Source organism: Azospirillum doebereinerae, assembly GCF_003989665.1.
In the GTDB taxonomy this organism is placed as follows: domain Bacteria; phylum Pseudomonadota; class Alphaproteobacteria; order Azospirillales; family Azospirillaceae; genus Azospirillum; species Azospirillum doebereinerae.
On the sequence record NZ_RZIJ01000001.1, the window covers coordinates 479,174 to 494,772 of the forward strand.

Consider the following 15,599-nt stretch of genomic DNA (forward strand, 5'->3'; position numbering starts at 1 on the left):
CTTCGCTTCCCCAACATTCCGAGACATGATGCAACACCTCACCTGCTGGGTGGTGTCCGACGGCAAGCCGGGCATGGAAAACCAGTGCATCGGCCTGGCCGAGGCGCTGGGCCTGACCCCCGTCGTCAAGCGCGTGTCGCTGCGCAGCCCGTGGCGCCAGCTCAGCCCCTATCTGCGGGTCGGCAACCGCTTCGCCGCCGGGCCGAAGGGCGATCCCATCGAGCCGCCCTGGCCCGACCTGCTGATCGCCACCGGACGGCAGAGCATCGCCCCGTCGCTGACCGCGCGCCGCCAGTCGCGCGGGCGGACCTTCACGGTGCAGATCCAGGATCCCCAGATCGCGCCGCGCCATTTCGACCTCGTCGTCGTCCCGCGCCACGATCGCTTGCGCGGCGACAACGTCCTGGTGACGCGCGGCGCACTGCACCGGGTCACCCCGTCGATCCTGGCGGACGCCGCGACGCGTTTCGCCCCGCGCCTGGCCCATCTGCCCCACCCGCGCATCGCCGTGCTGATCGGCGGCAACAACGGCGTCTACAGCCTGACCCCGGCGATCACCGGCGCGGTGGCGGAAAAGCTCGCCGGGCTGACGCGAACCCATGGCGCCGGGCTGATGGTGACGCCGTCACGCCGCACCGGGGCCGACAACGAGGCGATCCTGCGCGCCCGCCTGTCCGGCCTGCCGGCGGAGGTGTGGGACGGCACCGGCGAGAACCCCTATTTCGGCTATCTCGGCCTCGCCGATGTGGTGGTGGTGACCTGCGACAGCGTGTCGATGACCTCGGAGGCCTGCTCCACCGGGAAGCCGGTCTACGTGATCGAGCTGGAGGGCGGGTCGCCCAAATTCCGCGCCTTCCACGAGGGATTGTACAAGGACGGCATCACCCGGCCCTTCGACGGCAATCTCGACCGTTGGGACCACCCGCTGCTCGACGACACCCGCGGTGTCGCCGACGAGCTGCGCCACCGCCTTGCGGTGCACCGTGCGCGCCACCACACGCATTGATCCCGCGACCGAACGGCGCACCCCGCGAAGTCACCGATTTCGCGGCGCTCCGTCGCCGTGCTCCGTGCCATAAAAGCGCCCGGTTTGCCTAAAATCTTGCCGTCCCGATCCGGATGACCCGCCCCATGACCACGCCCGCCGCCGTTTCCCAGAGCTTCCTGCGCTGCCTGGACGGCAGCCGGAGCTTCGCGCAGCCCTACCGCCACTGGCTTCTCGCCGACGCCCTGCCGGAGGAGGCCGCCGACGCCATCGCGGCGCTGCCCTGGGGACCGCCCCGCGTGTCCGACACCTACGGCAAGCGCGAGACCAACAACGCCTCGCGTACTTATTTCGGGGCGGAGAACCGCGCCAAGCACCCGGTCTGCGAGGCCGTCGCCCAGGCCTTCCAGGATCGCGCGGTCACCGACGCCATCCAGCGGACCTGCGCGGTGGATCTGTCGGGCACCAGCCTGCGCATCGAATACTGCCAGGACACCGACGGCTTCTGGCTGGAGCCGCACACCGACATCGGCGTCAAGAAATACACGATGCTGGTCTATCTCTCGAAGGGGCCGAACTGCGCCGACTGGGGCACCGACGTGCTGGACTCGACGCGGACAATCGTCGCCCGAGCGCCCTACGCCTTCAACGAGGGGCTGATCTTCATCCCCGGCGCCGACACGTGGCACGGTTTCGCCAAGCGGCCCATCGACGGGGTGCGCAAGTCGATCATCGTGAACTACGTGTCGCCGGAATGGCGGGCGCGGCAAGAGCTGTGCTTCCCCGACCAGCCCATTGCGTGATTAATAGCGTCCTCTTGACCGACCTGCCCCCTGGGAGATTTCCTGCGATGTCCATGCTCGATCTGGACAAGTTCCGCGCCACGCCCCTGCAGCACGACCCGTACGACTTCCTGTGCGTTCCGGGCTTCGTGAAGAAGGAGCATCTGGAGGCGCTGCACCGCGACTACCCCAAGGTGGACAAGCCCGGCTCGATCCCGCTCGGCGTCTTCCCGCAGGGGCCGGCCTTCGACGCCATGATCGCGGAGTTGAAGGGGCCGGAGGTCTGCAAGGCCTTCTCCGACAAGTTCGACCTCGACCTGTCGAAATACCCGACCATGTTCACCGCGCGCGGCATGTGCCGCCCGACGGACGGCAAGATCCACCCGGATTCGGCCAGCAAGGTCATCACCGTGCTGATCTACATGAACCCGCCCTGGGAGGCCTCGGGCGGCCGGCTGCGCATCCTGCGCTCGCAGAACCTGGAGGATTACGCGGCCGAGGTCCCGCCGGAGGAAGGCACGCTGATGTGCTTCCGCCGCAGCGACACCTCCTGGCACGGCCACTACCCGTTCGAGGGCCAGCGCCGCGCCATCCAGATGAACTGGGTCAAGGGCGGCGTCTACATCTGGCACGAGCAGATGCGCCACCGGATCGGCGCCTGGGCCAAGGGCGTCTTCGGCGTCGAGTCGAAGGGGTATTAAAGGCGGGCGGCCGGTAGGCAGGCTGGCCCCCTCCCCATCCCCCCCCCCGCTTACGCGGGAGAGGGGGCCGAACCTTTGTCGGCACTCGGCGGCAGTTCCCTCTCCCGCTGACAAGCGGGGAAGGGCCAGGGAGGGGGCAAAGGCCCTCACCCCACCGGCGTCCAAACCGACTCGCCAAGCTCCTCACGGAAGGCGAAGCGTTTGAGATGGTCGATCACCACCTCCTGAAGCCGGGGCAGCGCATCGGCGTCGTCCGCCTCGATGGTGATCCCCAGCCCGGCATCGTCGGCCGCCAGCAGGCAACGGCGGTCCTCCGCAAAGGGCACGACGCCCTGGTCGCCCTCCTGGGTCACCGCGAACTTGTGCGCCCAGTGCTTGCAGAGTTGGATCATGTAGCGGCGCCCGTTGGTCGTCGCGATGCGCGTGGTCGTTGCGGCCATGCTCTGATTCTCCGCTACTCGTAAAGCGTTGCGTTGCTCAGGACCGTTCGACCGCCAGCGCGGCGGCGTCGATGGCGGCGGCGACGGCCTGCGTCTGCTCGGGCGTCAGGTCGCCGCGCGACAGCCGCAGGCGCAGCGCCAGCTTGAAGTTCTCGATCGCCCGGACGATCTGGGGCGACCGCTCCCCGCCATGGCGGGCGCGGGCGTGGGCGATGCGTTCGCGGATCGCCGCGACGGTCGTGGCGCTGGCCTTGAGCGCTTCCGAGCCCTCCTCCGTGATCGCGTAGAGCTTCTTGTTGCCCTCGCTGGAGGCCACGCGGATGTGGCCCTGCTCCTCCAGCAGGGTCAGCGTCGGGTAGACGACTCCGGGGCTGGGGCTGTAGGCGCCGCCCACCAGATCCTCGATGGACTTGATGAGGTCGTAGCCGGAATGCGGCTTCTCCTCGATCAGCCAGAGCAGGACGAGGCGGAGGTCGCCCTGGTCGAAGACACGGCGCTCGCCGCGCTCGCGCCCGCCCCATCCACCAAAGCCGCCCCGCCCGCCACGGCCGTGGCCGCCACGGCCGTGCCCATGGCCATGACCGCCTTCATCCTCGAAGTCCGGCCGGGAAAAACGGCGCCCGCAGGCGTGAAACATATGACGAAGCATGAGACCCTCTCTTGATGCAGTTTCGATATATCGGAAACTTAGATATATCGAAACTGCATCTTCGACAAGGAGAAAAACGAGGAACGCGCCGCACCCACCCCTTCGGGACAAAGCACTGTCCCGCCTCCTTACCGATGGGCTATAACCGACGCCCCAGGTCGTTTTCGCGCGTGTGTCAGAATGCCCCTTCGGATCGAGACCTTTTCCAACGTCACCGGCGGCTCCAGCTTCTTCAAGGCGGTAGGCCACCCGCTGGCGGCGCCCAAGGCGGCGATCCTGATGGCGCGGTTGGCCTCCTTCGGCCCGGTGGCCTTCTACGACCCGCTCGGCCTGCTGTCGGGGCTGGCCGAGTTCTACGACCTGTCGGCGATCCCGGTGGCCGGGGTCTACGTGCAGAACGTCGAGCGGGTCGGCACCGAGGTGTTCGGCCACGCCGCCCGGGCGGTGACGGAGTTGCCCGAGAGCGGCGCCCGCACCGTCTTCGTCGTCGCCTTCGATTCCCAGCGCTGCGAAGGTCACATCGCCCACCTGATCCCGAGGGAGGTCGGCGTCGTCTCGCTGGACGCCATGCGCGTGCCCGAGGACATGCTGAACAACCCCGGCCACTACCTGTCCAAGTACAACTGGGCGACCAACTTCGCTTGGTTCCGCGACGAGGACGGCCAGCACACCCGCATCGTTTCGGCCAATTACTGGCCGCGCTACGGCGCCAAGGGCACCCGGCTGTGGGCCTGCCTGTTCGACCGCGACGGGCGCCCGCTGGCCGAATGGACCGAGGCGATGCCGCCCAGCGACGGCACCGTGGTGATCGACAGCCGGCAGGTCCGCGAGCGGCTGGGCTTGGGCGACTTCTGCGGCACGCTGTTCCTGCACGTCATCGGCGCCGCCGGGCACGACGTGGTGAAATACGCGCTCGACACCTACGGCGACGACGGGACCGTGCTGTCCTGCACCCACGACGCCAACGCGTGGCCGGCGGAACTCTACGCCGGCCTGCCCGCCCCGCGCGAGGACGAGCGCGTGTCGTTGTGGATCCAGAACAGTCACCCGACGCCGATCCCGGCGGGCGCGGTCGGGCTGAACCCGATGGGCTCCGACGACGTCCGCGCCTTCGACCGCGAGATCCCGCCCTTCGCCACCGTGGCGCTCGACACCCGCGACCTGTTTCCCGACGCGCGCTGGCCGTTGCAGTTCGAAATTCAGGCGGGCAAGCATTTCGTCCGGCCCCGTTACGAGATCCTCGCCGAAAGCGGCCGCCGCCGCATCGCACACGCCAACGTCGAACGCACCGACCTCAAGCCCGACCCGAAGTTGCCGGTTCTGACCGGCGGCGCCATCGGCAAGGGCCACATCCTGCCAGCCCCGCTGCTGCCGGTCGCGCGCTGGCGCACCATCCTGCTGCCGACGCCGATGAGCACCGCGCAGACCGAACTGCCGGTCAAGGCGGTGGTCTACGACCGCGACGGCGCCGCCCTGGCCGAGCACCGCTTCGGCAACCTCAAGCGCACGGACAGCGTGGCGCTGGACGTGACCGCGATGCTGGGCAAAACCGCCCTGCCCGGCGGCTGGGGGCATGTCGAACTGGTCTATGATTTCGAAGCCGGAACGATGGCCGACGGCTGGCTGCACGCGCTGGTTCGTTACGAGGACGTGAACACCGGCCATGTGGCGGAGACCAGCTTCGGCAGCCACCTGTTCAACATGGCGATGGTCTATCGCGACGAGCCGCAGAGCTACCACGGCCGTCCGCCCGGCCTGTCGACCCGGCTGTTCCTACGGCTCGGCACGCCGTGGGACACGCTCTGCCATCTGGTCTACCCGGCCTCCACGCCCTGGCACGCCACCTCCGACACCGGCCTGGTGCTGACCCGGCGCGACGGCGTCGAGATCGCCCGGCGGAAGGTGGCGATCCCTTGCGGCGGCTCGCTCTACTGGCGCGCCAGCGAGACGTTCACGGAGGCGGAACGGTCGGCGGCGGGCGACCACGCCTATGTGCTGATCCGCGACACGACCTGCCGGCTGTTCGGCTATCATGGCTGCCTTGCCGCCGGTGACAGCGCCTTCAGCCTCGACCATATGTTCGGTTTCTGACCGTTCCCTCTTCGCCCGAGACGACGCCCATGCCCAGCACCCATCACACCAAGGTCCTCATCATCGGCGCCGGCCCGGCCGGCTACACGGCGGCGATCTACGCCGCCAGAGCCAATCTGGAGCCGCTCATGGTCCAGGGGATGCAGCCGGGCGGCCAGCTGATGATCACCACCGACGTGGAGAACTACCCCGGCTTCGCCGACCCGATCCAGGGTCCGTGGCTGATGGAGCAGATGCAGAAGCAGGCCGAGCACGTCGGCACGAAAATGGTCTTCGACCTGATCACCGAGGTCGATTTCACCCAGCGTCCCTTTGTCTGCAAGGGCGACAGCGGCGACACCTACACCGCCGACAGCGTCATCATCGCGACCGGCGCCCAGGCGCGCTGGCTCGGGATCTCCAGCGAGGAGATCTACCGCGGGGCCGGCGTGTCGGCCTGCGCCACCTGCGACGGCTTCTTCTTCCGGGGCAAGGAGGTCGCGGTGATCGGCGGCGGCAACTCGGCCGTCGAGGAGGCGCTGTACCTGACAAACCACGCCACCAAGGTGACGGTCATCCACCGCCGCGACAGCTTCCGGGCCGAGCGCATCATGCAGGACCGCCTGTTCCGCCACCCGAAGATCGAGGTGGTGTGGGACAGCGCGGTCGAGGAGATCGTCGGCGAGGGTGATGGCAGCCTGGGCAACCCGCGCGGCGTCACCGGCGTGCGCGTGAAGAACGTGAAGACCGGCGAACCCCGCGTCATCCCGGCGGCCGGCGTCTTCGTCGCCATCGGCCACGAGCCGGCGACGGCGGTCTTCAAGGGCAAGGTCGCAATGGACGAGGCCGGCTACATCGTCACCACCCCCGATTCGACCGCGACCGACGTCGTCGGCGTCTTCGCGGCGGGCGACGTGAAGGACAAGGTCTACCGGCAGGCGGTGACCGCGGCCGGCATGGGCTGCATGGCCGCGCTGGAGGCCGAGCGCTGGCTGGCCCATCACGAGCCGGCGGCTGGCGCCCACGGCGACCGCAGCCCGGCGGGGACGTGGTAAGACGATAAACGCGCCGCCCCCCTTCCCACCCGCTTGCGCGAGCCCCCTCCCCCGCCGATGACGGTGGAGGGGAGAGTGGCGGCAGTCCCTTTGCCGCGAAGCGGGGAAGGGTCAGGGAGGGGCAAAAGGACGTGAGCAAAGATCAAGGAAGCCCAGCATGAGCCTCGACGTGACCGCCGACACCAGCCTCGCCGACCTGGACGCGCATGATCCGGTGGCGCGGCGACGGCTGGCGATGCTGCACCCGGCCTTCGGCCCCGAAGCCGGGCTGCCGCTCGAAGCCAGTCTGGGCGCGGTGGCCGAGGCGACCGGCCTGCCGCTGGCCGCCGTGCTGGCGACGGCGGGCGGCGCCATCCGGGTTCTGGCGCCCGAAGGCGGTTGCGGGTGCGGCGGCGGCTCCTGCGGGACCGGCGCCACCACGCACTGACACGGGCGGGGCGGCGGAAGCCGCCTTCAAAGCGCCGGAACGGTGGCGCCCTGCACCCGATTCCGGCCCGCCCGCTTGGCCTGATACAGCAGTTGATCGGCCGCCTGCGCCAACTGGTCCGGCGTACGGCCGGTCGCCGGAACCATGGTGGCGACGCCCAGGCTGATGGTGACGTGCGGCGCCACCGGCGAGTTGGCGTGCGGGATGCCGCAATCGGCCACCGCCGCGCGCAGCCACTCCGCGACCTGCGCCGCCCCGCGATTCTCCGTCTCCGGCAGCAGACAGACGAACTCCTCGCCGCCATACCGCGCGACGAGATCGCAGGGGCGCTTCATCCGCTCGGCCAGCACCTCGGCCACCGCGCGCAGACACTCGTCCCCGGACTGGTGGCCGTACTGGTCGTTGTAGGCCTTGAAATGGTCGACATCGAGGATGACGAGCGACACCGGCTGCTGGATGCGGGCGCAACGGCGCCACTCCCGCTCCATCGTCTCGTCGAAACGGCGGCGGTTGGCGATGCCGGTCAACCCGTCCAGGAAGGACAGACTGCGCAGCAGGTCGGCCTGCCGTTTCAGCAGAAGATGGTTGCGCACCCGCGCCTTCACGATGGGCGGGCTGATCGGCTTGGTGATGAAGTCGATGGCGCCGACCTCCAGACCGCGCGTCTCGTCCTCCACCTCGCTCTTGGCGGAGATGAAGATGACCGGGATGTCGTTGGTCGCCGGATCGGCCTTGATGCGGGAACACACCTCGTAACCGTCCATGCCCGGCATCATGATGTCGAGCAGGACGAGGTCGGGCAGCCGCCGCTGCACCAGTTCCAGCGCCTTTTCGCCGTCTGTGGCGAAGTAGATGTCGTAATCGTCCTTGAGGATGCGGCTCAGCACATGGACGTTGGACGGGATGTCATCCACCACCAGGATTTTCGGGCGCGGGTCGGCCATGGGCGGGTTCAGACCGTCGGTGTCGGAAGGCCGAGGTCCCGTGCAATCCGCTGCACGAGCCCAAGCGCCTTGGTGAAGTCCAGGCTGTCGATGGCGGCGGTCAGACCTTTCATCGTGGAAGGATCGACCCAGTCCGCCAGCAACGGCGCCAGAATAGCGAACTCTTCCGCCGCTGCGAAGTTGCTGTCTCGCAACAGTGTGACGAAGGGCGGAAAGGCGGCCTCCAGCGCCGCGCGGTCGAGCGGGCCGGTCGTCGTCGGCGCCTTGGCGGCGAGCGGCGCGGCGGACAGCAGGGCCGCCGATTTCATGATCGCCGCCAGCTCCTCGCGCAGCACCGGGACCTGCAGGCCGACGGCCGCCGGATCCCCCCGGTAAGCGGCGATCTGCACCGCGTCGGCGGCGTCGGACAGGCGGCGGGCGCCGATGTTGCCGGCGACGCTTTTCAACTCGTGGCTCAACGCCTTGGCGCGCGGCAGGTCACCCTGCTCCAACGCGGCGGCGATCCCGTCGGCCACCCCGCCATAGCCGCGCGCGAACTCGGCGACGAAGCGGCGGAGCAGCCCGGCGTCGCCGTCGAGCCGGTTCAGCGCGTCGGCGAGGTCGATGCCGGGCAACCGGTCGGGCAGCCCGTCGGCACGGGCGGCGGCCTTCACGGGCGCCACCGGCGCCGCGCCGCAGCGGGCGACCGCCAGAAGCGGCGGTCCGATCCAGCGGGTCAGCACCTCGAACAACTGGGCGATGTCGAAGGGCTTCGGCACGTGGTCGTTCATTCCATGGTCGAGGCAGCGCTGGCGGTCGACCGGCAGGGCGCTGGCGGTCATGGCGATGATCCGCAGGGAATCGCCACCGGGCAAGGCGCGCATCGCCGCAGTCGCCTCGAACCCGTCCATTCCCGGCATCTGCACATCCATCAGGATGGCGTCGAAGGGCTGCGACGACTGGCGCACGCATTCCACCGCCTGCCACCCGTCGTTGGCGGTGGTGACGCGGGCACCGGCCCGCTCCAGGATCTCGCGGGCGACCTCCTGGCTGATGACGTTGTCCTCGGCCAGCAGCAGCCGGCGTCCGCGCAGGGCGCGGTTGACGTCCCAATTCGCTCCGCACAGCGCTGACCCGGCCGCACCTGGCCCCATCGGATCAGGCAAGGCGCGCGGCAGGGAGGCGCCGGGACTCTGGGAATAGGCCACCGTCACCGCGTCCAGCAGGGTGGAGGCGGTGACCGGCTTCACCAGGAAACCGGCGACCCCGATCTCCTCGAACAGCGACCCGACCCGCTCGCGACCATAGCCGCTGATGACGATGATCATCGGCGCCCCGGCACGGGCATCGGCGCGGATGCGGCGCGCCGCCTCCATGCCGTCCATCTCGGGCATCTTCCAGTCCATCAGCACGACATCGTAGGGCCGCCCCGCGCCCGCCGCGCGTTCCAGTTCCTCCAGCGCGGCCAATCCGTTGCGGCAGGCTGTGACCGACCAGCCGAAGGTCTGGGCGATCTCGGTCAGCACCTCGCGCGCGGTCGGGTTGTCGTCCACCACCAGCACCGACAGGTCTCGCGGCACCGGGCGCAGCGCGGCGGGGCGGGCCGTGCGCGCGGCGGGACGGCCGAACCGTGCGTCGAAGTGGAAGTCGCTGCCCTGCCCCACGACGCTGTCCACGTCCATGACGCCACCCATCAGCCCGATCAGCCGCGTGCAGATCGCCAGCCCCAGCCCGGTCCCGCCGTAGCGCCGGGTGGTGGAGCTGTCGCCCTGGCTGAACGCCTGGAACAACCGCCCCTTCTGCTCGGGCGTGATGCCGACGCCGGTGTCGCGCACCGAGAAGGCCAGCACCGCGTGGTCGTCCGCCACCGCCCGCGCCCGCACCGTCACCACCACCTCGCCCGCCTCGGTGAACTTGATGGCGTTGCCGGCGAGATTGATGAGCACCTGCTGGAGCCGCAGAGGGTCGCCGATCAGGTCGAGCGGCACGTCGGGCGCCACCGCGAACAGGACCTCGATGTCCTTTTCCTGCGCCGCCGAACCGATGATGACGGCCAGCGTCTGCAACAGCTCGTCGAGCCGGAACTCGACCCGCTCCAACTCCATCTTCCCGGCCTCGACCTTCGAGAAGTCGAGGATGTCGTTCAGGATGCCCAGCAGCGACTGCGCCGACACCCGCACCTTGCGGACGTAGTCGCCCTGCCGCGGCGACAGCTCGGTCTGCTGGAGCAGGTGGATCAGCCCGAGGATCGCGTTCATCGGCGTGCGGATCTCGTGGCTCATGTTGGCCAGGAACTCGCTCTTGGAACGGCTGGCGGCCTCGGCGGCGAGGCGGGCGCTCTGCATCGCCTCCTCGGCGCGCTTGCGCTCGGCGATCTCGTGGAAGACCACGACCGCCCCCTCGACCCGGCCGTCCTCCATCATCGGCGACACGGTGTATTCCACCGTCAGCGGCTCGCCCGCCCTGGTCCAGTAGGTGTCCTCCAGCCCGCGCCGGGTCTCGCCGCTGTGCAGCACCTCGGTCACCGGGCTTTCGATCGCCGGGTAGGGGCTGCCGTCGGCGCGCCGGTTGTGGATCAGCGCGTGCAGGCTCTGCCCGAGCAGTTCGTCGTTGGCGTAGCCGGTCAGCGCCGAGGCCGCCGGGTTGGCGAAGGTGATGCGGCCGGCGCGGTCGACGCCGCAGATGCTGTCCGACGCCGAATGCAGGATCAGATTCATCCGCCGGTTGGCGGTGGCGAAGGCGCGGTTGGCCTCCTCCAGCCGGCGGGCGGTGGCGTCGAGGTCGGTGTTCGCCGCGGCCAAGCGGCGGCGGCCGACGGTCTCGCGCTCCAGGCTGCGGGCGGCGGCGAAGGCCAGCCCGGCGCAGGCCAACACCGCCAGCGCGACGAAGACGCCGCCGCGCACCGCCCGCTCCCGCCACGCGGCGAGTTCGGTGGCCTCGGACAGGCCGACCACGGCGACCAGCGGCAGCTCCGGGACGCGCTGGTAGGAGACGATGCGCACGCCGCCCGGAACCGGGGCGGCGACCGGGAAGGTTTCGGTGGCGGAACGGATGGCGCGGCGCACGGCCTCGCGCCCGTCCTGGCCATCCAGCGGCTCGGTGTCCGGAAAGCGCAGGACCGGCGTTCCGTCGGCGCGGTAAAGCGCGATGGAGGCCCCGGCCCCCAGGTCGAGGCTTTCGAACAGATGCCGGTAATAGTCGATCTCGACGTTGGCGTGAACGACGCCCAGAAAACGTCCGTTCGCCGCGATCCGGCGGCTGACGACGAAGGACGGCTGGCCGGTCATGCGGCCGACGATGCGCTCCCCGACCTGGAAATCCGCGCCCGCCGCGTGAAGGCGGAAATAGGCCCGGTCGGAGACGGCGACCGTTGGAGCCGGGTATTGGCGGCTGGTCATCAGGCTGTGACCGTCAGCGCCATGGACCCACACCGCCGCGATCTCCGGCAGATTGTCCACCATCTCGTGCATCGACTGCCACATCTCGCGGTTGGTCGCGAGGCCGTCCATGCCGTAATACCGGACCTGGTCCAGCACGCGGGCCAAGGCGAGATCGCCGGTGTTGACCGAACGGCGCACATGCTCCTGCAGAATGCGGGCGGAGGACTGCGCCTGCTCCTCGGCGTGGTGCAGCGCCTCGGCCCGGTCGCTCCAGGTGACGGCGCCCCAGAACCCGATCCCGAAGACCGCGATCAACCCGAAGGTGGCGAGCAGAATCGGCCGCAGCCGGGACGGCGAAAACGCCGCCGGTTCTCCCACGGTCGAGGTTGCTTCCATCATCGCCGTTGCCCGCCCGGTCTTGCTTTACAACTTTGGGCGTAGTATGGGCCGCGCCGCGCCGCCACCGCAAGCGGGTTGATCGGGCGGGTGCGCCCAGGAAAACGAAAGCCGGAAACGGTTACAGCGCCAGCCGTTTCTTCAACGCCTCGGCCCGCGCTCGGCTGACCGGGACGCGCGGCGCGCCGGGGGCCGCCATGATGAAGACGGCGCGGCCGTCCCGGCGCTCCACAGCGCGGGCGTGGCGCAGGTTGACGATGTAGCCGCGATGGGTGCGCACGAAGCCGCGCGGATCGAGCCGGGCCTCCAACTCCGACAGGGGCAGCGTGCAGAGGAAGCTCCCTTCGGCGGTGTGGACCTTGGTGTAATGGCCGTCGGCCTGGAGGTAGACCGCGTCGGCGGGGTCGAGCAGCACCAGCCCCTGCCCCTTCTCCACCGGCAGCTTGACCAACGGCTCGACGGGAACGGCGGTGGGCGGCGGCGCGGCGTTGGCCAGCCGGGTCGTCTCCATCAGCACCAGCGCGGTGACCGGGACGCCGTTCACTAGGGCGCCATCCACCGGGGCGCCATCCCCCGGCGTCAGCGCCGACGCCTTCAGCACCAGCACCCGGTCCGGCAGCGCCACCATCATCGAGCAGGCCGAGGCCGGGGCGGCCGGGTCGTTGGCGGCGGCCAGCAACAGTTCCACCTTGGCGCGGTGGGAAGGCGGGTGCAGATCGTGCAGCGAGGCGCCGACGAGGCCGTTCGGGGGGCCGCCGACGCGATTTCCCAGCATGCGCGCCGCCGCCGGGTTGATCGCCAGCACCCGCCGCCCGGTGTCGAGCAGCACCAAACCGACGTCCATGTTCTGCAAGGCATAGTCCATGGACGCCGAGTATAGCCGGACGCGCGGGTTAGGGCGCGCCTTTCCGCTTGCCGGTCAGCGCGGCGATGACGCCGTGGAAGGTGCGGACCTCCTGCTCGGTCATCTCCATGCGCTCCAGGGCGTTGCGCAGGGTGCGAACCATCGAGGGGCGCTTGGCCGGGCTGGTGAAGAAGCCGGTGCGGTCGAGCGCCCCTTCCAGATGCTCGAAGTAGTTCACCAGCTCGGCCTTGGTCGCCGGGCGGGTCGCGCCGGTGTGCAGGAAGCGCTCGGGCGGCAGATCGCCGGTCTGGAACCACTCGTAGCCGATCAGCAGCACCGCCTGCGCGAGGTTCAGCGAGGCGAAGGCGGGGTTCAGCGGAACGGTGATCAGCGTCTGGGCGTAGGTCAGGTCGTCGTTGACCAGCCCGGTGCGCTCCGGCCCGAACATCACGCCGACGCGGTGGCCGGCGCTGTGACGGGCGCGCATCTCCTCCGCCGCGACGCGGGGGGTGACGAAGCGCTGGATCATGTCGCGGCCGCGCGCGGTGGTGGCGAAGACGACCTCCAGGTCGGCGACCGCCTCGGCCGTGGTCTCGTAGATCCGCGCGTTGTCGATCACGAGGTCGGCGCCCGACGCGTTGGCGGTGGCCTTCTCGTTCGGCCAGCCGTCGCGCGGGCGGACCAGCCGCAGGTCGGTCAGCCCGCAGTTCAGCATCGCCCGCGCGCAGGCGCCGATGTTCTCGCCCATCTGCGGCTGGACCAGGATGACGGCGGGGCCGCCGAGGACGGAGGGAAGGGTCGGGTTCTGGCCGGAGGTCATGGGGGTTCGGGTGCGGTGCGTGAGGAATGGGGTTGCAAAGATTAAGGGGTGGGCCTAGTCCTGCCCGGCCTCGGCGGGCGCCGCCGGGGCCTTGCCCTGCCCGTCGACCGCGTGGAGGCGGTTCTTCAGGTCGGCAACCTCGGCGAACAGGCGCTTGAGCCGGGCAAGGCCCTTGTACTGCTCGAAGGCGCGGGCGCGGGGGACGGCGGGATAGCCCATGTAGACCTGCTTGGCCGGGATGTCGGTGCCGACGCCGGAATTGGCCGCGACCACCGCGTCGCTGCCGATTTTCACATGGTCGGCCACCCCGACCTTGCCGGCCAGCACCACGCGGTCGCCGATGGTCGTGCTGCCGGCGACACCGACATGGCCGCACAGCATGCAGTTGGTGCCGATCTGCACGTTGTGGCCGATCTGCACGAGGTTGTCGATCTTGGTGCCGCTGCCGATGCGGGTCGCCGTCACCGTGCCCCGGTCGATGGTGGCCCCGGCGCCGATCTCCACGTCGTCGCCCAGGATCACCGTGCCGATCGAGTTGACCCGACGCAGCAGCACGTTGGTGCCGACGACGCGGCCGGTCGTCTTGGCCGATTCGACGCTGCCCGGTTCGGGCGTTACGAAGCTGAAACCGTCGTTGCCGACCGCCGCGTTGGGATGGATGATGCAGCGGGCGCCCAGAACCACCCGCTCGCCGATGCGGGCGCCGGGATGCAGCAGGCTGCCCTCGCCGATCACCGCGTCGGCGCTCACCGTGACGTGCGGCAGGACGATGGTCCCGGCGCCGATGCGGGCGCGCGGCCCGATGTAGGCGAAAGGCGCGATGGAGACGCCGTCCGCCACCACCGCGTCGGGGGCGACGTAGGCCTGCGGATGGACGCCCGGCTCAGCGTGCACCGGCTTCTCGAAGACGTCGAGCAGCCCGGCCATGGCGTAGCGCGGGCGCTTCACCACGATGCGGCCCCGGATGGAGTCGGGCAGTTCGGCGCCCTCCGCCACCACGGCGGCGACGGCCTTGCTGCCGGGCAGCAGCGCCAGCAGGTCCTTGTCCATGGCGAGGGCCAGATCCTCCGGCCCCTCGGCCTCGGAGGGATGGACGGCGCGCCGAATCACGATGGTCTCGTCGCCCTCGACGCGGGCATCCAGGGCGGCGGCGATCTCGGACAGCTTCATGACGGGCACCGGGCTTGGTCGAAAAACGGCGGCGACCCTAACACGGCCGCACACCGGCTGGCGAGACGTTCGGCGCACTGGAGCGCCGGGCCGGACGGCCGGCTCACTCCCCGGTCTGCAGCAAGGCGCCACGCACCCGCGCCCGGTGGAAGCCGTAGAGGAACACGCCGACGCTCAGCACCATGTAGAGCGCGTTCAGCCCGGTCGCCCAGGCCAAGTGGTCCCAGCGCAGCGTTCCGCCGTAGAGCAGCCCCCGCATGCCCTCGAAGACATGGGAGGACGGCAGCCCCCAGGCGACGGTCTGCAGCCAGCCGGGCAGCACGGTGACCGGGTAGTAGACGGCGCTGACCGGGGCCAGCATGAAGACGACGATCCAGGCCAGCCCCTCCGCCCCCATGCCGTAGCGCAGGATCAGCGCGACGATCAGCAGGCCCAGCGACCAGCCCATCACGATCAAGTTGGCGAAGAAGGCGATCAGCGGGAACCCGAGCCCGAACACCGAATAGCCGAAGAAGGGGATCGCCAGCGCCGCCGCCGGCAGCACGCCGATCAGGGTGCGCAGCAGGCTCATCACCATCAGTGAGGCGATCCATTCGGTGGGACGCAGCGGACTGACGAACAGGTGCCCGAGGTTGCGCGACCACATCTCCTCCAGAAAGGAGACCGAGACGCCGAGTTGCCCGCGGAACAGCACGTCCCACAGCAGCACCGCGCTGACCAGCACGCCGGCCCCTTGCGCGACCCAGCCGCTGGAGGACGCCATGAATTGGTTGATGTAGCCCCACAGGATCATCTGCATGGTCGGCCAATAGGCCAGCTCCAGGATGCGCGGCCAGGACCCGCGCAGCAGATACCAGTAGCGCAGCACCATCGCGCCGACCCGGCGGAGGGAGAAGTCGGCGGCGGGGTGGATGCCGCTCTGGGGGATGGCGTCGTGGGGCATGCTTCGGGGCTGCT

The 15,599-nt window shown here is 69.8% G+C and carries 14 protein-coding genes; 6 read left to right on the forward strand and 8 right to left on the reverse strand.

Translation table 11 applies throughout. The annotated features are described in order from the left end of the window. Positions 1–25 precede the first annotated feature (25 nt). The 3 genes from EJ913_RS02135 (at position 26) to EJ913_RS02145 (ending at position 2,468) form a co-directional block, all read left to right on the forward strand. Positions 26–1,006: a mitochondrial fission ELM1 family protein gene (locus EJ913_RS02135; protein WP_126994320.1), complete on the forward strand. Its 981-nt coding sequence runs from the start codon at positions 26–28 to the stop codon at positions 1,004–1,006. A gap of 125 nt (positions 1,007–1,131) precedes the next feature. After that, a complete protein-coding gene (locus EJ913_RS02140) occupies positions 1,132–1,788 on the forward strand; it encodes a 2OG-Fe(II) oxygenase (RefSeq protein WP_126994321.1) in 657 nt (218 codons plus the stop codon). 47 nt (positions 1,789–1,835) lie between these two features. Beyond that, complete coding sequence (locus tag EJ913_RS02145) at positions 1,836–2,468, forward strand: 2OG-Fe(II) oxygenase (RefSeq protein WP_126994322.1); 633 nt, start codon at positions 1,836–1,838, stop codon at positions 2,466–2,468. Between the two features lie 146 nt (positions 2,469–2,614). Here EJ913_RS02145 and EJ913_RS02150 read toward each other — a convergent pair whose 3' ends face one another. Continuing rightward, entirely contained in the window at positions 2,615–2,908 is a 294-nt protein-coding gene (locus tag EJ913_RS02150; protein ID WP_126994323.1) for a DUF2218 domain-containing protein, read from the reverse strand. A 37-nt stretch (positions 2,909–2,945) separates the two neighbouring features. Beyond that, the gene (locus EJ913_RS02155) at positions 2,946–3,557 is read right to left on the reverse strand and encodes a PadR family transcriptional regulator (RefSeq protein ID WP_126994324.1); all 612 of its coding nucleotides are present in this window, start codon (positions 3,555–3,557) and stop codon (positions 2,946–2,948) included. A gap of 180 nt (positions 3,558–3,737) precedes the next feature. Between EJ913_RS02155 and EJ913_RS02160 the strand changes: the two genes are divergently transcribed. From EJ913_RS02160 to EJ913_RS02170, 3 genes are all read left to right on the forward strand, one after another. Continuing rightward, positions 3,738–5,648: a hypothetical protein gene (locus EJ913_RS02160; protein ID WP_126994325.1), complete on the forward strand. Its 1,911-nt coding sequence runs from the start codon at positions 3,738–3,740 to the stop codon at positions 5,646–5,648. Between the two features lie 29 nt (positions 5,649–5,677). Then, positions 5,678–6,682 carry a thioredoxin-disulfide reductase gene (gene trxB, locus EJ913_RS02165; RefSeq protein ID WP_126994326.1) on the forward strand — a complete coding sequence of 335 codons (1,005 nt, stop codon included), beginning with the start codon at positions 5,678–5,680 and terminating at the stop codon, positions 6,680–6,682. 157 nt (positions 6,683–6,839) lie between these two features. Beyond that, positions 6,840–7,109 carry a hypothetical protein gene (locus EJ913_RS02170; protein ID WP_126994327.1) on the forward strand — a complete coding sequence of 90 codons (270 nt, stop codon included), beginning with the start codon at positions 6,840–6,842 and terminating at the stop codon, positions 7,107–7,109. A 26-nt stretch (positions 7,110–7,135) separates the two neighbouring features. Here the strand turns inward: EJ913_RS02170 and EJ913_RS02175 are convergent, their stop codons facing one another. From EJ913_RS02175 to EJ913_RS02200, 6 genes are all read right to left on the reverse strand, one after another. Beyond that, a complete protein-coding gene (locus EJ913_RS02175) occupies positions 7,136–8,053 on the reverse strand; it encodes a diguanylate cyclase domain-containing protein (protein ID WP_126994328.1) in 918 nt (305 codons plus the stop codon). Positions 8,054–8,061: 8 nt separating this feature from the next. Further along, positions 8,062–11,811, reverse strand: a complete 3,750-nt coding sequence (locus EJ913_RS02180) for a response regulator (RefSeq protein ID WP_126994329.1) — start codon at positions 11,809–11,811, stop codon at positions 8,062–8,064. 118 nt (positions 11,812–11,929) lie between these two features. Then, positions 11,930–12,652, reverse strand: a complete 723-nt coding sequence (locus tag EJ913_RS02185) for a LytTR family transcriptional regulator DNA-binding domain-containing protein (protein WP_244939221.1) — start codon at positions 12,650–12,652, stop codon at positions 11,930–11,932. A 49-nt stretch (positions 12,653–12,701) separates the two neighbouring features. Next, entirely contained in the window at positions 12,702–13,472 is a 771-nt protein-coding gene (locus EJ913_RS02190) for an RNA methyltransferase (protein ID WP_126994331.1), read from the reverse strand. A gap of 54 nt (positions 13,473–13,526) precedes the next feature. Then, positions 13,527–14,642: a UDP-3-O-(3-hydroxymyristoyl)glucosamine N-acyltransferase gene (gene lpxD, locus EJ913_RS02195; protein WP_126994332.1), complete on the reverse strand. Its 1,116-nt coding sequence runs from the start codon at positions 14,640–14,642 to the stop codon at positions 13,527–13,529. 103 nt (positions 14,643–14,745) lie between these two features. Beyond that, positions 14,746–15,585, reverse strand: coding sequence for an ABC transporter permease (locus EJ913_RS02200; RefSeq protein WP_126994333.1), 840 nt, complete (start codon positions 15,583–15,585; stop codon positions 14,746–14,748). Positions 15,586–15,599 lie beyond the last annotated feature (14 nt).